This is a genomic window from Streptomyces sp. CG4 (assembly GCF_041080655.1).
In the GTDB taxonomy this organism is placed as follows: domain Bacteria; phylum Actinomycetota; class Actinomycetes; order Streptomycetales; family Streptomycetaceae; genus Streptomyces.
In genome coordinates, this window is sequence record NZ_CP163525.1 from 8706099 (window position 1) to 8730423 (window position 24325).

23 protein-coding genes are annotated in these 24325 nt (G+C 68.8%); 8 read left to right on the plus strand and 15 right to left on the minus strand.

The genetic code is table 11. The features are described 5' to 3' along the window. Positions 1-25 precede the first annotated feature (25 nt). A complete protein-coding gene (locus AB5L52_RS40145; RefSeq protein WP_351562571.1) occupies positions 26-481 on the plus strand; it encodes an RpiB/LacA/LacB family sugar-phosphate isomerase in 456 nt (151 codons plus the stop codon). 40 nt (positions 482-521) lie between these two features. Here AB5L52_RS40145 and AB5L52_RS40150 read toward each other — a convergent pair whose 3' ends face one another. Next, entirely contained in the window at positions 522-887 is a 366-nt protein-coding gene (locus AB5L52_RS40150) for a DUF6479 family protein (RefSeq protein ID WP_351018612.1), read from the minus strand. A gap of 219 nt (positions 888-1106) precedes the next feature. Here AB5L52_RS40150 and AB5L52_RS40155 point away from each other — a divergent pair, with 219 nt between their 5' ends. Next, positions 1107-2285 carry an acyl-CoA dehydrogenase family protein gene (locus tag AB5L52_RS40155; protein WP_351562569.1) on the plus strand — a complete coding sequence of 393 codons (1179 nt, stop codon included), beginning with the start codon at positions 1107-1109 and terminating at the stop codon, positions 2283-2285. Between the two features lie 124 nt (positions 2286-2409). Here AB5L52_RS40155 and AB5L52_RS40160 read toward each other — a convergent pair whose 3' ends face one another. Genes AB5L52_RS40160 through AB5L52_RS40170 form a run of 3 tightly spaced genes read right to left on the minus strand, consistent with a single transcriptional unit; the run spans position 2410 to position 4450 of the window. Continuing rightward, positions 2410-3807: a ThiF family adenylyltransferase gene (locus AB5L52_RS40160; RefSeq protein WP_351562567.1), complete on the minus strand. Its 1398-nt coding sequence runs from the start codon at positions 3805-3807 to the stop codon at positions 2410-2412. Next, on the minus strand, positions 3789-4175 hold the full coding sequence (locus AB5L52_RS40165; RefSeq protein ID WP_369368175.1) for a hypothetical protein: 387 nt from the start codon (positions 4173-4175) through the stop codon (positions 3789-3791). The genes AB5L52_RS40160 and AB5L52_RS40165 overlap by 19 nt, the downstream gene beginning before the upstream one ends. Continuing rightward, positions 4172-4450, minus strand: a complete 279-nt coding sequence (locus tag AB5L52_RS40170) for a multiubiquitin domain-containing protein (RefSeq protein WP_369368176.1) — start codon at positions 4448-4450, stop codon at positions 4172-4174. The genes AB5L52_RS40165 and AB5L52_RS40170 overlap by 4 nt, the downstream gene beginning before the upstream one ends. Positions 4451-4622: 172 nt before the next feature. Here AB5L52_RS40170 and AB5L52_RS40175 point away from each other — a divergent pair, with 172 nt between their 5' ends. The 3 genes from AB5L52_RS40175 (at position 4623) to AB5L52_RS40185 (ending at position 6666) form a co-directional block, all read left to right on the plus strand. Then, positions 4623-5009 (plus strand): helix-turn-helix domain-containing protein, encoded by a 387-nt coding sequence (locus tag AB5L52_RS40175; protein WP_369368177.1) that lies wholly within the window; start codon positions 4623-4625, stop codon positions 5007-5009. A gap of 3 nt (positions 5010-5012) precedes the next feature. Then, on the plus strand, positions 5013-5606 hold the full coding sequence (locus AB5L52_RS40180) for an ImmA/IrrE family metallo-endopeptidase (protein ID WP_369368178.1): 594 nt from the start codon (positions 5013-5015) through the stop codon (positions 5604-5606). Positions 5607-6240: 634 nt separating this feature from the next. Then, positions 6241-6666 (plus strand): hypothetical protein, encoded by a 426-nt coding sequence (locus tag AB5L52_RS40185; protein WP_351562559.1) that lies wholly within the window; start codon positions 6241-6243, stop codon positions 6664-6666. 42 nt (positions 6667-6708) lie between these two features. Here the strand turns inward: AB5L52_RS40185 and AB5L52_RS40190 are convergent, their stop codons facing one another. From AB5L52_RS40190 to AB5L52_RS40200, 3 genes are all read right to left on the minus strand, one after another. Next, positions 6709-7341, minus strand: a complete 633-nt coding sequence (locus AB5L52_RS40190; RefSeq protein ID WP_067051830.1) for a UbiX family flavin prenyltransferase — start codon at positions 7339-7341, stop codon at positions 6709-6711. A 308-nt stretch (positions 7342-7649) separates the two neighbouring features. Then, positions 7650-9152 (minus strand): UbiD family decarboxylase, encoded by a 1503-nt coding sequence (locus AB5L52_RS40195; RefSeq protein WP_158916925.1) that lies wholly within the window; start codon positions 9150-9152, stop codon positions 7650-7652. Beyond that, positions 9152-9751 (minus strand): non-oxidative hydroxyarylic acid decarboxylases subunit B, encoded by a 600-nt coding sequence (locus tag AB5L52_RS40200; RefSeq protein ID WP_158916923.1) that lies wholly within the window; start codon positions 9749-9751, stop codon positions 9152-9154. Before AB5L52_RS40200 ends, AB5L52_RS40195 begins: the two co-directional genes overlap by 1 nt. Positions 9752-9865: 114 nt before the next feature. Between AB5L52_RS40200 and AB5L52_RS40205 the strand changes: the two genes are divergently transcribed. Further along, a complete protein-coding gene (locus AB5L52_RS40205; protein ID WP_351562557.1) occupies positions 9866-10315 on the plus strand; it encodes a MarR family transcriptional regulator in 450 nt (149 codons plus the stop codon). Between the two features lie 639 nt (positions 10316-10954). Continuing rightward, the gene (locus tag AB5L52_RS40210; protein ID WP_351562556.1) at positions 10955-11536 is read left to right on the plus strand and encodes a UbiX family flavin prenyltransferase; all 582 of its coding nucleotides are present in this window, start codon (positions 10955-10957) and stop codon (positions 11534-11536) included. Positions 11537-11762: 226 nt separating this feature from the next. Here the strand turns inward: AB5L52_RS40210 and AB5L52_RS40215 are convergent, their stop codons facing one another. From AB5L52_RS40215 to AB5L52_RS40230, 4 genes are all read right to left on the minus strand, one after another. Next, positions 11763-14588 (minus strand): LuxR family transcriptional regulator, encoded by a 2826-nt coding sequence (locus AB5L52_RS40215; protein ID WP_067051824.1) that lies wholly within the window; start codon positions 14586-14588, stop codon positions 11763-11765. Positions 14589-14796: 208 nt separating this feature from the next. After that, on the minus strand, positions 14797-15558 hold the full coding sequence (locus tag AB5L52_RS40220; RefSeq protein ID WP_067051822.1) for an SDR family oxidoreductase: 762 nt from the start codon (positions 15556-15558) through the stop codon (positions 14797-14799). A gap of 52 nt (positions 15559-15610) precedes the next feature. Beyond that, on the minus strand, positions 15611-17221 hold the full coding sequence (gene mdlC / locus AB5L52_RS40225; RefSeq protein WP_067051820.1) for a benzoylformate decarboxylase: 1611 nt from the start codon (positions 17219-17221) through the stop codon (positions 15611-15613). 289 nt (positions 17222-17510) lie between these two features. After that, on the minus strand, positions 17511-18671 hold the full coding sequence (locus tag AB5L52_RS40230) for an alpha-hydroxy-acid oxidizing protein (RefSeq protein WP_351216285.1): 1161 nt from the start codon (positions 18669-18671) through the stop codon (positions 17511-17513). Between the two features lie 107 nt (positions 18672-18778). Between AB5L52_RS40230 and AB5L52_RS40235 the strand changes: the two genes are divergently transcribed. Beyond that, the gene (locus tag AB5L52_RS40235; RefSeq protein WP_369368179.1) at positions 18779-19813 is read left to right on the plus strand and encodes an Lrp/AsnC family transcriptional regulator; all 1035 of its coding nucleotides are present in this window, start codon (positions 18779-18781) and stop codon (positions 19811-19813) included. A 296-nt stretch (positions 19814-20109) separates the two neighbouring features. On the opposite strand, the gene AB5L52_RS40240 is transcribed toward AB5L52_RS40235, so the two are convergent. From AB5L52_RS40240 to AB5L52_RS40255, 4 genes are all read right to left on the minus strand, one after another. Next, on the minus strand, positions 20110-21039 hold the full coding sequence (locus AB5L52_RS40240) for an NAD(P)H-binding protein (protein WP_369368180.1): 930 nt from the start codon (positions 21037-21039) through the stop codon (positions 20110-20112). Between the two features lie 261 nt (positions 21040-21300). Beyond that, a complete protein-coding gene (locus AB5L52_RS40245; protein ID WP_351764986.1) occupies positions 21301-22308 on the minus strand; it encodes a zinc-binding dehydrogenase in 1008 nt (335 codons plus the stop codon). Positions 22309-22354: 46 nt separating this feature from the next. Then, positions 22355-22972 carry an NAD(P)-binding domain-containing protein gene (locus tag AB5L52_RS40250; protein WP_351764984.1) on the minus strand — a complete coding sequence of 206 codons (618 nt, stop codon included), beginning with the start codon at positions 22970-22972 and terminating at the stop codon, positions 22355-22357. Between the two features lie 77 nt (positions 22973-23049). Next, positions 23050-24186 (minus strand): zinc-dependent alcohol dehydrogenase family protein, encoded by a 1137-nt coding sequence (locus AB5L52_RS40255; protein ID WP_351562542.1) that lies wholly within the window; start codon positions 24184-24186, stop codon positions 23050-23052. Positions 24187-24325: the final 139 nt, after the last annotated feature.

Here is a 24325-nt window from a genome sequence, read left to right on the forward strand (position 1 = left end):
TGCCGCGGGCACTACGCTCAGCGGTATGCGGATCTCCGTCTCCTCCGACATGGACGAACCCGTGGCGCGTCTGCTCCTCGCCGAGCTACGCCGCCGTGGCCACGAGGTACGGCCGCACGGCGCCCTGCGCCCCGGCGCCGACGCGCAGTGGGCGGCCTGCTCGGAGGCGGCCGCCCGGGACGTGGCCGACGGCACCGCCGATCAGGCCGTGGTGTGCTGCTGGACCGGCACCGGTGCCTCCATCGCGGCCAACAAGGTGCCCGGCGTACGCGCGGCGCTGTGCACGGACGCCGTCACGGCGGACGGCGCACGCCGCTGGAACGACGCCAACGTCCTCGCACTGAGCCTGCGCCTGACCTCCGAGCCGCTGCTGAAGGAGATCCTCGACGCCTGGCTCGCCGGCACCCCCAGTCAGGACCCCGACGACCGGCAGAACGTGGCCCGCGTCGGCCGCCTGGACGCCGCCCGGAAGGATTCCTAGCCGCTCGGAAGGATTGCTGAGCGATCCCCCGGGTCGGGATTCAGTGGGCGCCGAGTCCGCCGCCGCCGAACGAGCCGCTGGAACCCCGGCTCCAGCGCGGACGCTCCTTCGACGCGCTCGGCCTGGTGTCCTGGTTGCTCAGCTCGTACGGGGTGAGCGGGCGGCCGCCCTTCGGGATCACGGGCACCTCCTGGGATTCCCTGTTCTCCCGGACTTCGCGCACCGGGCCCTCCGGCGGCAGCGTGGGCTGCTCCTCGGGGCGTGGCCGGGGGGATTCGCGGTACCTGACACGAGAGGTCATCCAGTAGCCGCCGGCGAGGAACGCGAGTACACCCACGGCCACGACGAACAACACGAGGCTCATCAGGCCGCTCGCCGCGGCCAGCTGCATCGATGCGGTACTCATAGGAAAGGAATACCCCGCCCAGAACCGGACGAACCGGACACGCTCCGTGACGTACGGTCGACGTGCGGCGACCTGACGCCTGCCGTACGGTCCGACTCCGCCGGTCCCGCCGCGGCTCCACCGGTCCCGGAATTCGCCCGCGACGCGTCATTCCCTATTTCTGAAACACGTTCTACGGTGTCCGCCGTCAGGACCGCCCTTGGGGAGCCTGGAGGCGCCGTGCATCTCGACCACACGCCCGAGCAGCAGCGACTGCGCGCCGAACTGCGCGCCTACTTCGCCCAGTTGGTCCCGGACAACGCCTACGCCCGGTACGCCGACCCGGCCGCGCAGAAGCGGTTCTACCGCGACACCATCCGCCGGCTCGGCACCGACGGCTGGCTCGGTGTGGGCTGGCCGAAGGAGTACGGCGGCCGCGGCATGACGGCGATGGAACAGTTCATCTTCTTCGACGAGGCCGCGCAGGCCGGCGTACCGCTGCCGCTGATGGCGCTGAACACGGTCGGCCCGACGCTCATGCGCTTCGGCACCGACGAGCAGAAGGCGTACTTCCTGCCGCGCATCCTCTCCGGCGAGATCGACTTCGCCATCGGCTACAGCGAACCCGACGCCGGCACCGACCTGGCCGCCCTGAAGACCAGGGCCGTACGCGACGGCGACGACTACGTGGTCAATGGGCAGAAGATCTGGACCACCAACGGCGACACCGCGGACTGGGTGTGGCTGGCCACCCGCACCGACCCCGCCGCACCGCCGCACAAGGGCATCACCATGCTGCTGGTGCCGACCGCCGACCCCGGCTACTCCTGCACGGTCATCAACACCCTCGCCTCGCACGACACCACCGCGAGCTACTACGAGAACATCCGCGTCCCGGTCTCCCGGCGCGTCGGCGAGGAGAACCAGGGCTGGCGGCTGATCACCAACCAGCTCAACCACGAGCGCGTCACCCTCGCCGCGCACGGCACCATGGCCATCCGCGCCCTGTACGACGTGCAGCGCTGGGCGCGGGAGACCAAGCTCGCCGACGGCCGCCGGGTCGCCGACCTGCCCTGGGTGCGCCGGCTGCTGGCCCGCACCCACACCCGGCTCGACGCGATGAAGCTGCTCAACTGGCAGATGGTCACGGCCGTCCAGGACGGCACGCTCACCCCGCAGGACGCCTCCGCCGTCAAGGTCTACGGTTCCGAGGCCCGCCGCGACGCCTACGCCTGGCTCATGGAGATCGTCGCGGCCGCCGGCCCGCTGAAGGAGGGCTCGGCCGGCGCGGTCCTGCACGGGGAACTGGAACGCGGCTACCGCTCGGCGGTCATCTTCACCTTCGGCGGCGGCAACAACGAGATCCAGCGCGAGATCATCTCCTGGATCGGCCTCGGGATGCCGAGGGTACGGCGTTAGCCTGCTTGTGACGAGGATTTTTAGTTGGCACAAAAGAGGGATAGTTGGCACCGGAATTAGCTGGGACCGAGACCGGCCGGCCGATCCGCGACACGGCATTTGGCGCGGCAAGGGCGGTCCTAGTTCACACTCGAGTGGTTGACGCCTGCCGGGCCGCAAGTTCTCCGTTGGCGCCGCGTCCGAGGTTCCCCGTGGACGTACACCAGCGGCAGTGGGCGTTCTGGCGGGGATCTTGGAGATGTCGTTCGCGAGTTCGAGGGCGGTGGATGACTGATCCGAGATCGTCGTTGGTCTCGTGCAGGCCGGCGGATGCGAGAAGGAAGTGGGTCACGGCCTCGCCGACGGCGAGTGTGTTGAAGGGCATCACGCTGGGTGCGGGTACACCGAGGACGTAGCGGGCCTGCTCACGCTCGGCCTCGGGGTGCATCTCGATAGCGAGTTCGGTCGGGTCGATGAGCCCGTTGCACCACATGCAGCCGATGCCGGGGGCGATCAAGCGAGTGGCGGTGTGTATCTGTCCGATGCTGCCATCTCGGGAGATGGGGATCTTGACACCGACTTGAGTCGCTGGGACAAGGAACTCGTGGACGACGGCGTTGACCCAGTGCCGGGCCGAATGGCTGTCGGCGGCCAGGAAGATCCAGTCGCACAGCACCAGTTCACGCAGTGCCTCGGGGTTTTCAACTCGTCGCGGGATCTTGGTCAGACGGATCTGTGGATTCGCTCGGCTTGCGTTGCGGGCGGCGAGATCGGTTTTTGGCTTGCCGATATCAGTGCGTTCGGCTGCGAGCAGCCGCGGGAGATTGGTTGCATCGACGGTTTCGCTGTCGATCAGGACAAGTTGTCCGACGCCCAAGCGGGCGAGTTCCTCGACGAGGATGCTGCCGACACCGCCAAGGCCGACGACGGCGACGCGTAGCCGGGCAAGTGTTTCTTGTCCACGGTCCCCCAGAAGCCGCGCCTGTCGGTCCCATACGGGGTCCGAGGCTGCGGGCGGCGCGGGACTCGGCCGCAGCCGAAGCATGTTCCCGGCAGGAACGACGGTCTCGCTCAGCGAGGTCCTGCTGCCGTCGGGAAGCCACAGGTCGCCTGCGGCGGCGTGCGGGGTGACGACGAGGCCGCCGACCGCCTGCCCGCTGATCTGCCGCAGAGTGGCGTATCCGCGTTCGTGGCTGGCCAGGTCAACGCGGGAGAACTGGACCCGGTCGAGGCCGAAGTGGCAGTGAACGGCGAGGTAGGACAGCTGTTCATCCCGGGCGCGGATGATTGCGTCGCGGACGAATGTCGGAGACAGCGCCCGATGGCCCCTCTCGCCGGGGCCGTAGTCCTCATCGTCGCGGGCGACAAGGAGCTCGCGGGCCAGGAGGCGGGGGCCTCGCGGGCCGTCGGCTCGGCCCGCGAGGATGACGGCGCCGTGTTCTTCTTTGTCGCGGAAGAGATGCTGGGACAGTTCGTTCCACAGCCGGGGCGGGAGGGTGAGGCTCCACCCGTCTGCAGGTGGGTTCACTGGTCGGCGAGCCACCGGCGGATCCTTTCGGCCTTGAGCGCGGCGTTGTCCACGGTGGCGTCCCGGCGGTTGGACCGGCGGGAGATCTGCATGGCGGGGCGGTCTTGCCACTGAACCCGTTGAATGGCCGGTCCGTGCGGCTGACCGTCGGCGCGGGTGAGGACACCGGTGTAGTGGGGATAGACGTCTGCGTCCGGATAGGCGGCGCTGATCTGGAAACCGAGCCATGTCACCGAAGGCGTGTATGCGGAGCCGACGGGCACGTCCTCGATGATCACAACCACTCCGCCGGCGCCGTCCGTACGAACTGCAACCGGGTGACCGGCGAAGTGGGAACGGACGGCCTCGACTGCTTCGGCGATCGCCGGAATGAGGGTGATCACGAGTTGTCGTCCGGCGGGACCGCAAGGAACTCCTGATGCGCGTGAACGTGGAGGTTCTCCTCGTCGGCCACGACTTCGTAGCGGCCGTTGCCCTGGCGGACGGAGAGTTGGAAGCCCTCGTCGATCGGCAGGCCCTGGGCAATGGAGGCCTGCTTGATGTCCAGGCCCGTGGCCTCGTGATCGGGAACGACGACCGGTTGGCCGTTGACCGTCACGGTGACCGTGTGGGGCCGGGGCGGAGCTGCCTCGGGGGTTCCTTCATGGGTGCTTGTCATCGACGTTCCTCTTCTCTTCCCTACCGGTGAGCCGGTTCATGGCCGGCATGGTGTTGTGAGACCGTTTCAGTGTTTCGAGAGTCGAACACTGGCTCACGGTAGCACCCCGCTGTTCTGGATGTCGAACACCGATTGAAAGTAGACTGACCGCCCAACCGTGAGGAGGAGGGTGATGGCCCGGACCCGCGTGAACGTGTCCGCCTTGTATGCGGCTCTCGACGCCGCGAGGACCAAGAAGGAACTCTCGTGGCGACAGCTCGCCGCGGCAGTGGGGGTCAGCCCCTCGACCATGACGCGCATGGCCAACGGGAACCGGCCGGACGTGGATGCCTTCGTGGCTCTCGTGCGGTGGCTGGGCATGCCCGCGGAAACCTTCATGGTGGACCCGGAGGACGAGCAGCGGGAAGCCCGGGCTGAGAAACCCGAGTTGATGGCACAGCTGGCGCCGCTGTTGAGGTCTCGCAGCGACCTGGGTGCCGAGGATGTGAAGTACTTGGAAGAGGTGATCGGTGCGGCAGTGCGCAGATTCGCCTCTGATCGCGAATCCCGTTCGAGGTGACACGTGGGTCAGCGGTGGACCAAGAAGGCTCTTCAGGATCTCGCCCTTGAGGTCCGCGGTGAGATAGCCGCCGGACCGCACACCCGGCTCGACCTCGAGCGGCTGATCGGCGAGTACGACATCCCGGTGTACGCGATGAGTGATCTCGCCGACAGTTGCTCGCCCGAGGCGTTGGACTACTTCACGTCGAGGCGCCCCGAGGCCTGGTCAGCCGCCCTGGTGCCGGTCGGGACAGCGCGGTTCATCGTGGAGAACTCCACGCACACGCTCCAACGCCGCAGATCGAATGTCGCGCACGAGATGTCGCACCTCCTCCTGGAGCACCAGTTCGAGGGAATCCTCTTCGCTGACGGTGGATGTCGCGACCTGGGCCCCGAGATGGCGCTGAAGGAGAAGCAGGCCGCGGCGCTCTCTGGGGAGCTGCTCATTCCCGTGGCAGCGGCGATCGGCGCGGCTCTGTCGAGCAGGACTGACGAACAGGTGGCGTTGCAGTTCGACGTCAGCCTGCAATTCGCCGCCTGGCGCATGAACGCTTCAGGTGCTCGGAAAATCGCTCAGCGGACACTTCAGAAGCGAGCGGCGGGAATTCGACATTAGCCCATCAGGCTCCCACTTCAACGCTGAGAACGTAGCCGACACCCCGACGCCGTCCCGAAACTGGTGCTTGCGATATCGGCGGTGAGCGTGACGGGTCATCGACGTCTGTCGGTTACCGGCGAGCCGCGCCTCCGCCTCCATGCTCGCTGTGTTCTGCCAGTGTCCAATACAGGTCTCCCGACACTGGGTGCACGCTCCAGGAGTCGATGTGCCCTGTGACCGTCAATCGGTCGAGAACATCTGTGAACCGCGTTGTGGGCAGCCCGCATTCGTGTGCCAGCTGATCCAGTTCTGCTATTCCGCAAATTCCTTCCTGGGCGGTATGAGCCGTGAGGCACATGGCAATGAGTCGGGGAAGTGGGGCCCAGTCCGTACGCACGCGGCAGGCGGCGCGCAGCGCCCAGTCTGCGGCCGCGAGCCGGTCAGGGCGGGCCGGGCATTGGGCGAAGAGCCCGATGTCGAGGAGTTGGATGACTTCTGCGCGTGAGTTGGAGTGCGACGCGGACAGGGTTGAGCGTAGCCATCGCGCCTGGTGGAGCTCCCGCCAAGAATCCGTGGCAGGTCCCAAGCGAAGGCTGCGCAGTACCCCGAGCGGAAACCGGACTTGAGCTGAGTCGTTCATGCGCAAGGCGCATTGCAGGGCGATCAGTCTGGCGGCAGCTCCGGTCTCAGCCGGCAGCGCGGAAGCGAGGTAGTTGAGCATCTCCCGTACCCGTGTCTGTCTGTCCGGGCCCTCGTCGCCCGGCCGGATCTGATGCGCCTGCGACTATGGAAACTGCTGGAGCGCCCCACCGCCACCGGACCCGAGGCCGAGGCCTTCGGTCACAAGACGGCCGAAGTGGCCGACGCGCAGCAGCGTGGTGACCTCGCCCGGGAGATGGAGCCTGCCGATCTCCTGACCATGGTTGTCGCCGCTGCCCAGGCGTGGTTCTGGGCCGCCGAGGGCGTCGACCCCAAGGAGGCCGGCCAGTCCTGGTCGGCACAGCGGCTGGCCCTGCACCGAGCGGCGGTCGTTGAGGCCGCCCGCCGTATCAGCGAACCCAGGACCGCTGGTGAGTAGCAACGGGAGACAAACGCGCCCGAAGCTGCCGGCCACGGTCCGCTACCGCGCCTGAGTGCGCTCGCGTCGCGCTGTGGTGTCGGTGCCGTCCCACTGGTAGCGATCGGTGCCGGGCAGGCCCAGGAACTGCAGGACGCGTTCGACGAACTCGTCCCGCAGTTGCGCGAGTGTCTCCGGCACGTTGTAGTACGTAGGGATCATCGGGTACACGGTGGCTCCCGCCTCCGTGACAGCGACCATGTTGCGCAGGTGGATGAGATTCAGCGGTGCTTCCCGGAGACAGAGGACGAGTTTGCGCCGTTGCTTCAGCATCACGTCCGCGGCTCGCTCGATGAGGCTCTCGGTCTGGCCGTGAGCGATGCGTCCGAGTACGCCGGCGGCACACGGCAGGATGATCATGGCGTCGGTGGGGTAGCTGCCGCTGGTCACCGGTCCTGACATGTCGGCCGGATCGAGGAAGCGGACTTTCGTCGACGTGGCCTCCAGGGCCTGGACCACCGAGTCCGGATCTTCGCCGGTCTGGAATTCGAAAGCCACCAGCTTGCGCCCGTTGGCCGACACGAGAAGGTTGACGTGGCCGACCCGGTCGTCTCTCTGAAGTGAGGCGAGCAAGGCTTTGGCCACTCCGGTGCCGCCTGCCCCCGTGACAGCAACTGTCACATTCTGCTGGGTCACGTCTGTCCCCTTCTTGACGCATCGGGCTGGCGGCCGCACCTTCTCGTGCCTGACGGATGGAGGTCTCGAGGCCGTCGTTGAGGACCGCTGTCCGCGTCGGTCCGACACGCAGGCTGATCGGTACCTCGTCACGCGGTCGCCAAATCCCATGGGTCACTCGGCCGGCGGCTTGTAGTGATGACTCATTCACCCAGGCGGTGGCAGCCAACGGCCCCGAGCGGGAGGGTCCCTCGGGGCCGGCGGCCGAGCATGCCGGTCGGGAGACGGCCACCTGGTGGATACCTCCCGCGATCCGCGGCACCCAGGCGTCAGCGCGATGCGGCAGAGCCGGTGTCGCCTGCCGACTCGGATTCGGCGGCGAGGACCTTGGCGCGCACATCTGCCGGGAAGACGCCGTCGAACGTTGCGGGCGGTACGCGTCCGCTTCCCACCGCCGGGAGCAGGGCGTCGTGCACGACGATGGCTCCCCAGCCGTTGTGCAGTTCCTCCTCGGTGAAGCACGGGTACCACGGCATGATCGGTCCGTGCCACTGCTCCTGGCGGAGGGACGGGTGCACCCTGGTGGCCAGAGCCCACAGCAGATCCGAGTCGTTCGACGGATCCACGTCGTCGTCGAGGACGTAGACGACCGGGGAGAGCCGCCCCACCCGGGTGCCGTTCAGCACCTCGCCGATGCGGTGCGCGAAGCGCGCGGTGTCCATCCCCGGCAGCGAGTCGCGCCAGTTCTGCGGGACGGTGATCACCGTCCAGAAGCAGGCGGCACCGAGCGGGAGCCAGGCCGTCGTGATCGGCAGTCCCGCCTTCCGCAGGACCGCGACGACCTCTGCGGAGATGCCGGCAGCCGGTGCGACGTGCGAGTCGTCGACAGGCCGGCCGGCGGCGGCCAGCGGCCAGATCGGGTCGTCCCGGTAGGTGATCGCCTCGATGCTGAAAAGCGGTTGCGGCGACGTCTCGGGCAGTGCCCAGCCGTGGAACTCCGCGAACGGACCCTCCACGGCGTCGCGGGTCGCGGACAGGTGTCCCTCGATGACGACCTCGGCGGAGGCGGGCACTTCCAGATCGTTCGTCTCGCACTTCACGACGTCGACCGGCTTGCCCAGCACCGCTCCGAGATACGCGCCCTCGTCGACCTCGGTCGGGACGGTCATTCCGCCGACGACGGCAATGCCCGGGTCGCCTCCCTGCACGAGGGCGTAGGGCATCGGCTCACCGATGGCCTCCCACTCGCGCCAGATCATGCCGAGGTGCTGGCTCGGCAGCACCAGTCCGGTCATGTGCCGGTCGTCGATCTTCATGATCCGGGAGATGGACCAGTTCGTCCATCGGCCGTCCGGTGTCCTGGCGATGATCACGCCCCAGGTGTTGACGTAGGGGCCGCCGTCGTCCTGGTGCACGCGTGGAATGGGGAACCGGTCGAGACGGGCTTCGTCACCCGTCAGGATGTTCTGCTTGCAGGGTGCCGAGTCGGCTGCCACCCGCCGAGGTGGGAGCAGTTCCTTCGTGCCTGCTTCCCTGAGGTGTTCGACCAGTTCGGCTGCGGTCGTCGTGTACGGCAGACCGAGAGAGAGGGAGACCCGCGCCAGCGGATGCCCGGGAATGCTCGACAGGGCACCCGGGGCGCCGATCATGCGGAACCCCTCGTCGACTCCGCTGAGGTGCTCGAAGAACGGGGCGGGCCTGCCGTTCTCGGTGGACCGACGGGTGATGGCCGACGCTTCCAGGTTCGGATCGATCACGCGTGAGATCCGTTGAATGTCCCCCAGCTCTTCGAGCGCGGAGATGTAGGACCGGAAGTCATTGATTTCAGACATCAGTTGGTTACGCCTTTCAGTTCGGAGGGGCGCGGCATTCCGTCCCAGCGCTGCGCCGAAGCCACCTGGATATCGAGTTGGTCCAGGACTCGGACAACGACATGCTCAACGAGCTCGTCAATGGTTTTCGGACGGCTGTAGAAGGCCGGCATCGGCGGCACGATCCTCGCTCCCATGCGCGAGAGCGCCAGCATGTTCTCGAGATGGATCTCGCTGAGCGGAGTCTCCCTCGGTACGAGCACCAAGGGGCGGCGCTCCTTCAGCGTGACGTCGGCAGCTCGGGGGATGAGACCGTCGGCATATCCGGTTCGGATGCCGGCGAGGGTCTTCATGCTGCACGGCGCGACAATCATTCCGTCCACGCGGAATGAACCTGATGAGATTGCCGCCCCTTGGTCGTTCCACGTATAGGTCACGTCGGCCAGGTCGGTGACTTCGCGGACCGACAGGTCGGTCTCCAGATGGATGGTCGCCCTGGCCCATTGGGACAGAACGAGATGAGTCTCCACATCCGGCTGCTCCCGCAGCCGGCGAAGCAGTTCGACACCGAAGACGGCGCCGGTCGCTCCGGTCATCCCCAAGATCACACGTCGGGACACGGGATCAACCTTCCGTACACGGTAAGTCCGTACACGGAACAATGTAGCTGTCGAAACTTCCGATTGCAAATAGTCCGTGTACCGACTGACCGTATACGGAGGTAGCCTGTACTTATGACGACCGGAGCGCGATACGACGGGACGCTGGAAGACGGCATGGCCCACCAGCTGCGACGCGCCTCGCAGGCGGTGAACGCCTCGTGGCAGCTGCGCAGCGGTGACCTCACACCTCCGCAGTTCGCGGTGCTTCACGTCCTGGACGAGCGTGGAAGCCTCGACCAGAAGACGCTGGGCGCCCTCGCCGCGGTCGACCGGTCGACGCTCACCCCACTTCTCGACCGGCTCGTGGCCCGCGGCCTGATCACCAAGAGCACGGACCCCGGCAACCGCCGCCGGCAACTGGTCTCCCTGACTCGTGCCGGGCACGAACGAGCGGCCCTGGGCCGCCAGCAGGCACAGGAGACAAGCCGCTGGATCGAGGAGCTGCTCGGACCCGAGCGGCTCGCGACCCTGACCCTGCTGCTCAAGGAACTCGGAGACGCAGGCCGCGACCAGCAGCCGTAGTGAGGGAGCCAGGAAAGGGGCGTCGCGTCGTGCTGTCCCCGTTTCCGGGGCCGGGGCGCGGAGCCGATGGTTTCGTGGCGGCTGGTCGCGAGCTGTTCGTGACCCGCGGCTCGATCGGAATCGAAAGTACCGGCGCGCCGGCCGCGGGGGACACGGTCCGCTTCGCCGCGAGCGGCGGCCGGCGGATCGGTGTCCGGCGCCCGCTGCACTGATCGTCCGGGAGATGAACACGGCCTCGCGATCTGTCCCTGCAAGGAGGCAGCGCCGGGTACCGGCCCGCGCGGTCCAGCGCCGGACGGCCGATGGCGCGCGCATCCCGAGACCGCGCGGGATCCCTGCCGCCATCAAGCGATCACCCTCACACCATTCGGAAGCGAGTGGTTCTGGACGGCGCCGATGTCGAAACTACGTCGCGGCTCACGGCCTCGTCTTCGGTCGATTGACTGCATGCACGTCAGTCGGTCGCCTTCCTGCCCGACCGCTCCCGGATTGTTCAGTCATCTGACGCATGCGGAACGGCCCCGCCGCGTGGTGAGAATCGGTCGCAGCCAGTTTCGAGCGGCTCGTTCGCGCTCAGGACCTTCACGATGCGTGGGTAGTTCCGCTCGAAGTGATCGCATGCGGAGGCGGTGGATACCCATGCCACGGAGAATGATCGTGGGGATGACGGGGGTGACCGGAGCCGTGTTCGGTGTCGAATTGTTGCGCCGACTGCGGCAGCAGCCGGATGTGGAGACCCATCTGGTGTTGTCCCCGTGGGCCAGGTCGACCGTGCGACTGGAGACCGGATTGTCGGCGCACGAGGTCACCGACCTCGCGGACGCGACGTACGCGTGGAACGACCAGGGCGCGCCGATCTCGTCGGGGTCGTTCCGGGGGGACGCCATGGTCATCGCGCCGTGCGGCTTGAAGACGCTGGCCGGACTATGCACTGGCTGTGCCGAGGGGCTCATTTCCCGTGCGGCCGGGGTGACGCTGAAGGCGGGGCGCCGGCTGGTACTCGTGGCACGGGACCCGCTCAGCGAGAGTCACCTGGAGAACATGCTGGCGCTCACGCGCATGGGAGCTCGGATCGTCCCGCCGATGCCCGCCTGCTACAACCGTCCCGAGACGATCGGGGATCCGGTCAGCCATGTCGTCGTCCGCGTCCTGGACCAGTTGGACATTCACGTGCCGTCGGCACAGCGCTGGAACGGCATGTCCCACTCGCCAGCGCTGTAGGGAACCAGCACCGATGTCCGCGATTACCGACCTCCGGACCCACCTTTGTGAACTCGAAGCGCTCGGGACACCCGCCACGGTCTCGCCTACGGGCGCGGCTCACCAAGCCACCGCTTCCGCCGCCGCGGGTGGACGCCGCCTCCCCGCCCTGCAAACACGACACCCGACCCGCGGACCGGCTCGTGGCCGACGAAGCCGTCGTACCGGAGGTGTAGGCCGCGCGCGTCTACGACTGGAATTGACCCTCGGAATGGGCTTCGTGGGCGCCGGCTTCCAGTGCGGCGCGCAGCGCGGCGCGGGTGGTGATGCCGAGTTTCGGGAAGATCCGGTGCAGGTGGGAGCCGACCGTGCGGTGGGACAGGAACAGACGGGCGCCGATCTCCTTATTGGTGAGCCCGGTGGCGGCCAGTTCGGCGATCTGCCGTTCCTGGGCGGTCAGTTCGGGTGCCGCCGGGTCGGAACGCGCAGCGGCTACGCCGGTGGCGCGCAGTTCGTTGCGGGCGCGCTGCACCATCGCTCGCGCGCCGATCCGGTCGAAGGTCTCCATGGCGGCACGCAGCTGGATACGTGCGCGGGCGGTGTCCCGGGTGCGGCGCAGCCACTGTCCGTAGGCGAACTGGATACGTGCCTGCTCCCAGGGATAGCGGGCGGCTTCGGGCAGGGCCAGGGCCGCCTCGAACAGGGCGCCGGCCTTGTCGTCGTCCGCGGCCACGGCCGCGGCTCCGGCCGTGATGATCGCGATGCGCGTGCCGATGCGGTGGAGCCCGGCCTGCTGGGCGGCGACGACGTGTGCGCGGGCCTCCTCGCGGCGGCCGGTACGCATCGCCGCCTCGACCAGGTCGAGCACCACCCACCGGTTGGGGATGTCTGCGCTGGGGGCGCTGGGCGGGTCGATCTGCGCCACCTGGGTGTGGGCTTCCTCGAAGTCGCCTTGGCCCATGGCCGCGAGATGGCCGGCCGAGCGGGCGTACCCCATGGTGACGCCCATGCCCCGGGGCGCCGCCCAGGTGGTGGTCTCCTTGCTGCGGGCGCGGGCCAGGTCCACATCGCCGCGCAGCGCGGCACCGGAGGCCAGCACGGCCCGGATCTGCCGCTCCCAGAACGAGTAGCCATAGCCCGTCGCCAACTCCAGCCCCTGCTGCGCGAGGTTCTCGGCCTCGTCCCACCGGCCGTGTACGTAGGAGTCCTGGCAGAGCAGCATCAGCGCGGGCACCACCATGGCGATGGCGCCGCCGTCGCGTTCCCGCTCGATCATGCCGCGGACCGCGTAGCGGTAGTCGGACAGGGTGTCCATCGCGACCGCGGCGAAGGCCAGCGGAATCACTTCCCAGGGCGCAGCGGCCCGCGGGAGCGCGGCGAAGGCGCGGGCCAGGCCCTCCCGGATGGCGTCCGAGGCCCGGGTGGGATCGACGTACGCGTCGTAACACAGCTGGAACGGGACGACCTGCTCGGGCTCGAAGCGGACCATGGCCTTCCTGAGCAGCTCCCACGGCTCCGGCCGCAGGGCGTAGAGGCTGACCAGCAGCAGCGCGTAGAGGATGCCGTACCTGTCCCAGGATTCCGGCCCGGCATCCTCGCCGGCGTCGAGCGCCCGGGTCAGCAGCCGGTACGCGGCGGAAACGTCGCCTTCGTCGTTCGTGAGCAGGTGGGCGGTGGCGGCGAAAACCAGCGCATCCGGGCTCTGCGGGGTCTGCCCGGCGTCCGCCAGCAGCCAGGTGACCTGGTCGAGCTGTCCGGCCATGGTGGCGAGGTGGGCGGCCTCGACCAGGCGCCGGGAGCGGTCTCCGGGGTGCGGGCTGAGTTCAGCCGCGCGCACCAGGGTGGCCACCGCGGTCGAGGCACGGCCGCGGTGCCGCGCGAGCATGGCCGCCTTGTCCAGCGCCCGGGCCACCGTCTCGTCGGGTCCGGTGCTGGCCGCGGCCAGATGGCACGCCTGGCGCTCGGGGTCGAAGGCCAGGGCCTCGGCGAGTGCCCGGTGCGCGGCCCGGCGCTCGCCCGGCGGGGCCAGGTACACAACCGCCGAGCGGGTCAGCGGATGGCTGAAGGTGACCTGTCCGGAGGCGGTGTCGGCGTGGACCAGCCGGGCCCGCTGTGCCGGGGCCAGGTCGTCCAGGTCCAGCGAGCATCGGGTCGTGACCCTGATGGTGTCCAGGTCGTCGTCGGCCGCCAGTGCGGCGAGCAGGAGTGCCTTTCTGGTCGCGCCGGGCAGCTGGTCGAGCTCGGGGGCGAAGGTGTCCAGCAGCCGCTCGGACAGGGGCAGCACGCTGGGCACCGGCTGTGCGCCGGAGCGCTGCCGGTCGTTCAGAGTCGTCGGTAGCTCTTGGAGGGCCAGCGGGTTACCCGCGGCCTGGGCCAGCAGCCGGCGCCGCACGGTCGGCGCCAGGCCCGGCCACCGGGCCTCCACAAGCTCCGCCGCCGACTGGTCGTCCAGGGGCGGCACCGTCCGTTCCGGCAGCCCCACCTGGTGGAGAAGCCCTTTCAGCCCGGTACGGGCGGCGGCCAGCAGGGCCACAGGGGCTTGGCCCAGCCGACGCATGGCGAAGGCCAGTACCGTGGCGCTGGCCGGGTCGATCCACGGTGCGTCATCGGCCACCAGCAGCAGCGGGCATTCGTCGGCGGCAGCGCCGAGCAGGGAGAGTACGGCTGTGCCGGCGGTCAGCGGGTCCGGGAGAGCTGCCGGCGTCAGGTCGAAGAGCCGGCAGAGGACATCGCGCTGCGGGCCGGGCAGGAGATCGGCGTCCGCGCGCAGTGGGTAGAGCATCTGGTGGATCATGGCGAAACTGATCCCGGCCTCGAACTGCGCGCCGCAGGCGCGCAGCACACGCCTGCCGGCGGCACTCGCCCGGGCCGCGGCGACGTCGAGCAGCGCGGTCTTCCCGACCCCTGGGTCACCACGCAGCAGCAACCTGCGGCCGACGGGGCCGTACCCGGTGCGATCCTGATCGGCGAACAGCGAGTCGATCAGCACCAGCTCGTCCGCGCGCCCCACGAGACCGCCGAAGTCGCAACCGGCGGGCTGCGCGGGATACCTCCGGCTCTCGGAAGTCGCCACAGTGGTGAGGATAGGTTCCGCTCGTAGCACGGCACAACGCCGACCGCGCGCGTACCGCCCACCTTACGGGGTGTGCTCAGGCCGATGGCGTGCTTGTTTTCACCGCTGTACGGCGCTTGCGGCGAAGGGCGGCCATACGGTCTCGGTGCTTCCCCGGCGACCGCCCTAGCGTGAACCCGCTCGATTCGCGGTCTTGACCGCGGAGACTCTAGAAGCCTTTGCGTACGCCGCCGTCGACCGACAGCATCACGCCCGTGAGGTACGACGCTGCGGGCGAGAGCAGGAAGGCGGCGCTGCGGCCGAACTCGTCCGGGGTTCCGTAGCGGCGCAGGGGGACGCCGGCGGCGGCGCCTTCGCGGGCGGCGTCGGCGTCACCGTGCCGTGCGTCGAGTTCGCGTACCCGGTCGGTCTCGATGTGGGCGGGCACGAGGCCGACGACGCGGATGCCTCGGGGGCCCAGCTCGTTGGCGAGGTTCTTCGCGTAGCCGGCCAGGCCCGGCCGCAGGGCGTTGGAGATCGCGAGGCCGGGAATGGGCTCGTACACGGAGCTGGAGAGGACGAAGCCGATGGCACCTCCCTCGCCCAGCTCGGCGGCGACGGCGCGGGAGAGCCGCACCGCGCCGAGGAAGACCGACTCGAAGGAGGCGCGCCACTGGTCGTCGTCGATGGTGTCCGAGGTGCCTGCCGGGGGCCCGCCGACGCTGATGAGCACTCCGTCCAGGCGCTTGAACGCGTCACGGGCCGCGGCGATCAGCCGCTCCGGAGTGTCGGCGTCGGCGTTGTCGGCCACGACGCCGACTGCCTGCCCTGGGCCGCCGAGGTCCGCCTGTGCGGCGGCGACCGACTTCTCGTCGCGGCCGCTGACGACCACCCGCGCGCCGTCCGCCACCAGTTCGCGCGCGGCGGCCATGCCCAGCCCGCGGGTGCCGCCGGTGACTATGTACACCCGGTCCTTCAGTCCGAAGTCCATGTTTGTTGTCCTCTCTCCGCTGTTCCTTCTTCGACCGCCCGATCCGCGCGGCCTACAACATCGCCTTCTGGGGCTGCGTGGCGACGACGATGACGGTGGTGGTGCCGGCGGTCAGGGCCGACTTGAACTCGCGCTCCAGGTCCTCGGTGGTATCCACGTCGACCGCGCGGCATCCGAAGCCGCGGGCGACGGAGGCGATGTCGAGCCCGGGCAGGTCGAGCCCGGGCACCCCGGGGGTCTCCTCCAGCACGGCGAACGACTTGAGGATGGAGTACTCCTGGTTGCGCATGACGACGTAGACGATCGGGAGGTTGTGCTGGGCGGCCGTGTAGATGGCCTGCACGGAGTACTGGAAGGAGCCGTCGCCGATCAGGCCGATCACCGGCCGTTCGGCGCCCCTGTCCCAGTCGCCGAGCGCGACGCCCACGGCGGCCGGGGTGCCCCAGCCGATGCCTCCGCTGGCCGTGGCGAAGAACGATCCGGTCCGGTTGGTGGGGAGCCACTCGATCTGCTGCGCCATCGTGGAGGTCGACTCGTTGACGATGACCGCGTCGGCCGGCCGGACCCTGCTGAGGGTGGCGTACACCTCCGGCGGGGTGAGCGGGGTGTTCGGCGCCTGGGGGAGCTCGCGGGGCCGCGGCATCGGTTCCGGCGCGGTCCGCGCCGAACCCTCAGCGACCATGTCCAGGAGCAGCTCGATCGCCGTCTTGGGATCGCCCAGGAGGCTGTCGCCGACGCGCGCCCCCGCGGCCACCGCCGGGTTGCCGGTGATCTGCAGCAGCTCCGTGCCCTCCGGCAGGTACGGCCCGGGCACGTAGGGGTAGTAGCGGAACACCTCCGCGCCGATCACGACCACCAGGTCGTGGCCCGTCAACCGATCGCTGATGGTCTTGACCGACATGCCGAGCGGGCCGCCGAAGAGGGGGTGGTCCTCGGGGAAGGAAGCCCGGTCCAGCAGCGGGGCGCCGTAGACGGCCGCGCGCAGCTTCTCCGCCAGCGCGACGGCCGCGTCCCAGCCACCGGCCCGGTCCACCTCCGGACCGAAGACCAGCGCGGGACGACGGCTGGCCGAGATGCGATCGGCGAACATGCGCAGCCGAGCGGTGTCGGGGGCGACGCGGTCGCTGACCGTCCGCACCCGGGTGAAGCCGGACAGGGGCCGCTTCCAGTCGTCCATCGGAATCGACAGGTACACCGGGCCCGTCGGCGGCTGCAGCGCCTCCGCGTAGGCCCGCATGAAGGCTTCGGGTACATCTTCGGCGCGAGCGGGTTCGTACGACCATTTCACCCACGGCTTGGGCAGCGTGACGGCCTCTCGGTTGCCGAGATACGGGTCGCCGATCACCAGCTCCCGGTGCTGCTGGCCGGAGGTGATGATCAGGGGTGTGTTGCCGTGGTAGGCCGCCACCAGGTTGCCCACCGCGTTTCCCATCCCGGCCGAGGAGTGCAGGTTGACCAGCGCGGGTCGGCCGGTGACTTGGGCGAAGGTGTCGGCCATCGCGATGACGGAAGCCTCCTGCAGTGCCAGGACGTAGGTGAAGTCCTCGGGGAATTCCTGCAGGAACGGCTGCTCGGTGGAACCGGGGTTACCGAAGACCGTGGTGAGTTTCAGGGTTCGCAGCAGGTCGTAGGTCACGCTGCGGACGGTGGACTTCTCAGTCATGGTTGCCATCGACTCCTTGCTGGGGCTGGGTTTCTGGTGCGACGGGTCTGGTGGAGGGGTGCGCGCTATTCCATGCGGTGCCGAGTGCCGTCTTCGGCGTCGTGGGGTGCCGGAAGCGTGCGCCAATCCGATCCTGCTGCACAAATAGGTACTTGTCATGACATATAAACCGTCCGGTGACGAGCCTGATGGGGGGCTGGGCCCAGGTCGCTGAGGACGTGGACCATGGCCGACCACTCGGTGAGCGAGGTACCGCCGATGCGTCCGTCCCGCGATTGGTCGGCGGCTGTCAGGTGAGGCGGCGGAGGGCCTCGGGAGCGAGGTCGGCGAGGGTGGGATAGCCGTCGACAGCCATGATCAGGTCTGCTTCGGCGAGCAGGGACCTCAGGACGTGGACGACGCCGGCCTCGCCGCCGTAGGCGAGGCCGTACGCGTAGGGGCGGCCAATGCCGACGGCGGAGGCGCCCAGGGCGATGGCCTTGATGATGTCGGCTCCCGTGCGGACACCGGAGTCGAACAGGACGGGAGTGCCGTCGGCGGCCTGGACCACGCTGGGCAGGACGTCGAGGGCGGGCAGGCCGCCGTTGGCCTGGCGGCCGCCGTGGTTGGAGCAGTAGATGCCGTCCACGCCGCCGTCCTTGGCGCGGCGGACGTCGTCGGGGTGGCAGATGCCCTTCAGGATCAGCGGCAGGTCGGTGATCGAGCGCAGCCAGGACAGGTCGTCCCAGGTGAGCGGGTTGCCGAAGATCCGCACCCATTCGGCGACCGCGGCCGCCGGGTCGTCCTCCGGGCTGCGGGCGAGGCGGGCGCGGAAGACGGGGTCGCTGGTGTAGTTGGTCAGGCAGTTCCCGCGCAGCTGGGGGAAGTTGCTGACGGCGAGGTCGCGGGGGCGCCAGCCGGTGATCCAGGTGTCCAGGGTGACCACGATGCCCTTGAAGCCGGCCTTCTCGGCCCGGTGCACCAGGCTCTCGGCCAGCTCCCGGTCGGTGGGCGTGTAGAGCTGGAAGAAGCCCGGGGTGGCGCCGAACTCGGCGGCGACCTCCTCCAGTGGATCGACGGTCAGGGTGGAGGCGACCATCGGCACGCCGGTGCGGGCGGCGGCACGGGCCGTGGCGAGATCGCCGTGGCCGTCCTGCGCGCACAGCCCGATCACGCCGACCGGGGCCATGAACAGCGGTGAGGGCAGGCGCATCCCGAACAGGTCGACGGACAGATCCCGGTCCGTGGCCCCCACTATCATCCGCGGGACGAGGCCCCAGCGTTCGAACGCGGTGACGTTGGCCCGCTGGGTGCGCTCGTCGCCGGCTCCGGCCATGACGTAGGAGCGCACGGAGGCGGGCATCGCGGCCTGAGCCAGCGGCTCCAGCTCGTCGTAGGTCATCGGGAAGCGCGGCACCACCCCGCGCAGCCCGTCCATGTAGATCTCGTCCTGATAGTCGCCGTACGCCATGGTCCGGCCCTCCTCACGCTCGACAGGTGCGGGCCCCTGAAGTCCACAATGGGAGAGTGACGCGTGAAAGCCGCCAAACGCAGGATTCTGCCTCGCGGGAGGGGACCATGCAGGATGATGCACCAGCGCTGCTGACAGAGGACGACCTGGCACTGATCAACGCCCTGCAGCTGCAGCCGCGGGCCTCATGGACCGAGCTCGGGCGTGCCCTGGAGGTCGACCCGGTCACCGTCGCCCGCCGCTTCGGCCGCCTGTCCGAGCAGGGCGCCGCCTGGGTGGGATTCTCACCCGGCCCACGCCTGTTCGAGCAGATCTGCGTGGCCTTCGTCGTGATCGACTGCGCTCCCGGCGCCACCACCGGGGTCGCCCAGGCACTGAGCGCCCACCCCCACATGCTCACGATCGAGCGCGCGGCCGCCGGCCACGACATCCTCGCCATCGCCGCCACCCGCGACCTGCCGGCCCTCTCCCGCTACACCCTCGACCTGCTCCCGCATCTTCCCGGCATCACCGCCGTGGAGGTCCGGATCGTCACCCACATGTTCACCGAGGGCGGCCGGTGGCGCATCGCCGCCCTGGACCCCGCCCAGCGTGCCCAGCTGACCGGCCCGCCCCCGGCCCAGACCCCTGTCGCCCCGGGCGAGATCACGCCCTTCGACCGCGCCCTCATCACCCGGCTCGCCCACGACGGCCGCGCGCCCTATCAGACTCTGGCGAGCGACCTCGGCGTCAGCCTCAACACCGCAAAACGCCGCACCGAACAGCTCACCCGACGCGGCCTGCTGCGGTTCCGCTGCGACTTCGCCCGCCCCCTCGGTGGCTGGCCCGTCGCGGCCACCCTCTGGGCCAGAGTCCCGCCCGCCGATCTCCCCGAGATCGGCCACGCCCTCGTCCGTCTGCCCGAGACCCGTAACTGCGCCGCCGTCAGCGGCCCTCACAACCTCATCCTCCAGGCCAGCCTGCACTCCGTCAGCGACGTCCTGCGCCTGGAGACCCAGCTCGCCACCGCCCACCCGAGCCTCGACATCGTCGACCGCGTCATCGCCCTTCGCCAGGACAAGCTGATGGGGCGCCTCCTGGACCCCCACGGCCGCTCCGTCGGTATCGTCCCGCCCGACTTCTGGTCGGAGCCGGAGATGTGACTCATACGGTGCACCGAGCTGCCGACTCCTCCACGTTCGTCGGGGCCCAGCGTGCCTACGGCCATGTCGCGCTGAAAGCGTCAACAGTAGACGTGCGTGAGGCGGTATTGGACGGCACCTGGCTCACTGGGACAGCAGGAGACAATGAGCGACCTGGTCTCGGATGTCCTCGAAGCCCATGGCGACGTGGAGCGGTGGCGGCCACGCTTCGTGACCGCCCCAGCTGCCCAGTATGTGTACGACTTCGCGGAAGCGTCTTCTGATATCTACGCGACCCGATCCGCGAGGATTCGGCTTCAGGGACTGAGCAGGCCGGGGTTCTCACGGACGTATTCGGCCACCCCGGTAGGAGGCCGCCCTGTGACCTGCTCGACGCCGTCCGCCTTGCGGTCGTATCGATTCTCCGCGTGAAGGCGAGCCATGGTGGAGATGTGCTGGAAGACGTGGTCCGGCAGCCCCAGCGGTCTGAGGTCGTCGTCGATCCATTCCTGCAGGCCGACGTCGGTGTAACTGACCGGCTGGTCCAGAGCTGTGGAAACCTCCTCCGCCATGGCGGAGATGTCCTCCGAGCGGGGGCCGGTCAGCTCATAGATGCGGCCGGTGTGCCGGGACGGATCGGCCAGGATCTCCGCCACGACCGCGGCGACGTCCCCGGCTGCCACGGGGGAGGTTTTCGCCTGGCCGAAGGGCAGTCTGATGCTTCCGCCCTTCGCGATCGAGGAGAAGCCGACACGGAACAGCGGGTTCTCCATGAACACGGTGGGCCTGATCTGGACGACGGGCAGGCCTGACCAGCCGAGGACCTGCTCCACCAGCCAGTGGTGCCGCTGCTGCACAGACTCGGAGTCGCTGGTGAGGTCCATCTCGGAGACGGTCAGCTGCGACATGTTCACGAACGCTTCCAGGCGCCCGTACGCACGCGCCACGGCCGCCACCGTCATGGCAGCCTCCAGATACCGCGCCGACACGCCCATGCCGAAGTACATCCGTCCGCAACCGGACAGGGCGTCAGCCACATCGCCCGCACGCGTGAGGTCTCCGACGACGACCTCGGCACCCGTCGCGCGCAGCGCCTCCGCCCGTTCGTCGTCACGACGCACCATGGCTCGCACGGGCAGGTCCCGTTGCCGGAGAATTTCGACCACGGTTCGTCCGACGGCGCCGACGCTACCCGCCGCGCCCGTCACCAGCAGGGGGAGCACGCTGCCTTTCGGGGTGCGGTCCATAGAAGCAGCCTGCGGTGCACATCGCCGGCGCGCAAACCGGAGGCCGACAGGCCCTCGGCGCTGCGACGTTGACACTGATCTTCGGGGAAGAAGGGGCCGAACTGGTAGATCCATCCCGGCCGGGCTGCTGACCGGGGAGGCGGCAGCCCATTCGGGGGAACGGCCCGGCTCCGGCAACGCAGTGTGATCATGGATGGTGACGACGGCCAGGATGGCGGGCGTGCCAATGGTCGCACGATGTGTCCGCACGGGCAGTGGCAGCTACCAAGGGCTGACGAGGACGGTGCCGACCTTGCCGGGCCGTACTGCGTGTTCAACGGCGTCGGCGAGTGCGCCGAGGCCGTACGTGGCAGCCACTTCGAACTGGTCCTTGAGCGCCAGCGCGATCAGCTTCGCAGCGGCGACGTCGGATGCCCGCCTCTCGGCGGAGACCTCGGACAGCCACCGGCCGATGTTCTTGCCCCGCAGCGTCAGCGATGTGTGCAGCAGCTTCGACGCGTGCACCGAGATCGGCTCCTGGGCGATCTGCCCGTAGCTGACCAGCTTCCCGCCCGGCGTCAACAGGTCCAGAAGGCTCTCCGCCAGCTTCCCGCCGATCGGGTCGAAGGCCACACTCACCGGGCGGCCGGCGGCCGCCCCGCGGACCTCGTCGTCCCAGCCTGGATGCTCGGTCGACACGACCGGGACGTCCGGGAACCGCTTGCGCAGCTCGGCGGCGCCTCGGTCGCTGCGGACGACGTTGATGAGGCCGAGGCCCTGGAGTTCGCACGTGCCGGTCACCAGCCGCCCGACCGACGAGCCGGCAGCGGTCTGCACCAGAACACCGTCGTATCCGATGGCCTGGTGCTCCTCCGCCTCACGGCGCAGCATGACCGCGGTAAGTGGATTCACCAGCATCTGCGCGGCGACCTCGTCCGACAGCTCGTCCGGTACGGCGACGACCACGTCGGCGTTCGCCACGATCCACTGGGACCACGCACCTGGCTGAGGGAAGACCGTTACGCGCCCGCCGACTTCGACACCTGGGGCCACGCGCGCATGTGGCCCTATTGCCTCCACAACGCCCGTGGCCTCGACACCGGCTGGAACCGGCTGTGCATCTTTCCCCGGGTAGGCCGCGACGGCCTGCAGATCACCAGGGTGCACCGGGAATGCCGTGGTACGGATGAGGACCTGACCACTCCCCGGTGCTGCCGGCTCCTGCTCCTCGATGACGGTCAGGACGTCGGCAGGCAGCCCCCCACGGGCGTAGACGACACGACGGTTCATGGTTCTCCTCCCTCGCGACGAGTGTGCGAAGAGCTGGGCGGCGGCGTCAGCCGACGTCCTGCAGCAGCAAGTGCCTCGCGCTGAGCGCTCCGTCCAACTGCATCAGTCGCCCGCCCTCACGCAGGCCGCCGAGGTCCAGGGCGGCGAAGCCGAATTCGCAGAGCAATCCGGCTACGGTTGCCTTTGCATCGGTGTCGTCACCCGCGTAGAAGGCCACTTGCCGGCCTTCGGCATGCCGGGGGTCCGCAGCGATGAAGGGGGCGAACAGGGTGTTGAGAGCCTTCACGACCCGGGCTCCGGGTAGGTGCTCGGCGACCCACTCGCTGCCCGTGAGGTCACCGACGTCGTACCTGCCCCGCCAGGGGTTGGCCGCAGCGAACTGATTGGTCGTGTCGACGACGATCTTTCCGGACCAGTCGGTGAGGCCGGTCAGTTTCGGCACGGCGAAGAACGGCACCGAGAGGAACACGAGCCCCGGCTCGGCCGCTTCCTCGGCCGTCGCTGCGCGGGCCATCCGCCCCAGCTTGGTCACGAGGGCTTGGAGGGTATAGGGGCCCCGGCTGTTGCCGATGACCACCTCATGGCCGTGGCGGACGGCCTGGTCGGCGACCGCCTGGCCCACCTCTCCTGCACCGAGTACGCCAATGATGTTGTGTGGGGTCATGGTGCTGTTCCTTGATCGTGTGCAAAGACCATTCGGTTGCCCGACACCGGCTCGTGTGCACTTTCGTTCATCGGCCGCTACGCGCGCTGGGGGTTGAAGTCCAAAAGGACTTTGCCGTTGTCGTGCAGGTACGCAAGGGCCTTGGCGAAGTCCCTGGCCTTGTAGACGGGAGCGGAGGGCAACGTCAGCCTGCCATCGGCGACCAGTTGCGCGGACTCTGCGCTCAGGGCCGGATGACGGGGCAGATACTCGTCGTCATACATCCAGAACTCCGTTGTGGTGATGTTCTTGGTCCGCAACATGTCCTGATCGGGGGCGAAGGGCTCGCCACTCATGTAGCCGTAGATCACCAGCAGGGCACCCTCGGCCAACACGTCCAGCAGCAGTGAGGTGGCCTCTCCGCTGACGCCGTCGAGTCCCAGCAGCACCGGATCGTCGCCGATGATCGCACGCACCCGTGCGGCCACGTCCGGATGATCGACGAGCACGATGTCAGCGCCCAGTTCTTCGATCTCGGTGACCAGCTTCTCTCGGCGGACGATGTTGATCGTGCGAAGCCCGCGCTCCTTGGCGAAAGCGATGACGGAACGGCCGACCCCACTGTTCGCCGCGTTCTGCACCACCCACGAGCCGGCGGGCAGGTCGCGCGACTCCACAAGGAGCGCTCCGGTGATGGGATTAATCGTGAGCATCGCGGCCTGGTCGAGGCTGATGGCCTTGTCGACGACCGTCAGCTTCGCGGCCTCCGCCAGGACCTGCTCGGACCAGGCGAAGGTGCCGAAGGGAAGCAGGACCGTGTCGCCGGGGCGGACGTCGGTGATGTCCGCGCCCACGGCCAGGACCGTGCCGGCACCCTCATTGCCGATGACGCTCGGCAGTACCGGGCGGACCGGATAGACGCCCTTCGCCAAGAGCAGGTCGTGGTGGTCGAGGGGGGCGTACTCGACCTGGATCAGCGCCTGGCCGGCGGCGGGAGCCGGTGGCTCGGGAACGTCGACCACCTTCAGGCTCTGCTCAGGCTCCCCGAACTGAACGAGATGAATCGCGATCATGTAACTCGTCTCCTGGCAGTCTTGCGGTGAAGCCGCTCCCAGCGGTGGGGGAGGGGTGACCAAAGCAAGATCGGCAGTCGCAGCGAAGCCGAGCGCCACGCAACATGACTGCTGCAACAGAGTCAGACCTGCCGCATTGGCAGGCGGTGCCTGTGTACACATGCTGTCACCTCCGGCGTAGCGCCACATCACGTGCAGTTCGTGGTTGCGCTCCGCGCACGAACACGTGATCGCTGGAGATCAGGCGGGTCTGGGGCGTGCAAGAAGCCGTTGCATCGCCATCAAGGCGGTGATCAGATCA

Coding starts and splice junctions, on each gene's coding strand:
- AB5L52_RS40240 (WP_369368180.1), bottom strand. CDS start 21,039: ATGGACCGCACCCCGAAAGGCAGCGTGCTCCCCCTGCTGGTGACGGGC.
- AB5L52_RS40245 (WP_351764986.1), bottom strand. CDS start 22,308: ATGAACCGTCGTGTCGTCTACGCCCGTGGGGGGCTGCCTGCCGACGTC.
- AB5L52_RS40195 (WP_158916925.1), bottom strand. CDS start 9,152: ATGTCTGAAATCAATGACTTCCGGTCCTACATCTCCGCGCTCGAAGAG.
- AB5L52_RS40145 (WP_351562571.1), top strand. CDS start 26: ATGCGGATCTCCGTCTCCTCCGACATGGACGAACCCGTGGCGCGTCTG.
- AB5L52_RS40205 (WP_351562557.1), top strand. CDS start 9,866: ATGACGACCGGAGCGCGATACGACGGGACGCTGGAAGACGGCATGGCC.
- AB5L52_RS40235 (WP_369368179.1), top strand. CDS start 18,779: ATGCAGGATGATGCACCAGCGCTGCTGACAGAGGACGACCTGGCACTG.
- mdlC (WP_067051820.1), bottom strand. CDS start 17,221: ATGACTGAGAAGTCCACCGTCCGCAGCGTGACCTACGACCTGCTGCGA.
- AB5L52_RS40220 (WP_067051822.1), bottom strand. CDS start 15,558: ATGGACTTCGGACTGAAGGACCGGGTGTACATAGTCACCGGCGGCACC.
- AB5L52_RS40230 (WP_351216285.1), bottom strand. CDS start 18,671: ATGGCGTACGGCGACTATCAGGACGAGATCTACATGGACGGGCTGCGC.
- AB5L52_RS40175 (WP_369368177.1), top strand. CDS start 4,623: ATGGCCCGGACCCGCGTGAACGTGTCCGCCTTGTATGCGGCTCTCGAC.
- AB5L52_RS40250 (WP_351764984.1), bottom strand. CDS start 22,972: ATGACCCCACACAACATCATTGGCGTACTCGGTGCAGGAGAGGTGGGC.
- AB5L52_RS40150 (WP_351018612.1), bottom strand. CDS start 887: ATGAGTACCGCATCGATGCAGCTGGCCGCGGCGAGCGGCCTGATGAGC.
- AB5L52_RS40210 (WP_351562556.1), top strand. CDS start 10,955: ATGCCACGGAGAATGATCGTGGGGATGACGGGGGTGACCGGAGCCGTG.
- AB5L52_RS40255 (WP_351562542.1), bottom strand. CDS start 24,186: ATGTGTACACAGGCACCGCCTGCCAATGCGGCAGGTCTGACTCTGTTG.
- AB5L52_RS40170 (WP_369368176.1), bottom strand. CDS start 4,450: ATGACAAGCACCCATGAAGGAACCCCCGAGGCAGCTCCGCCCCGGCCC.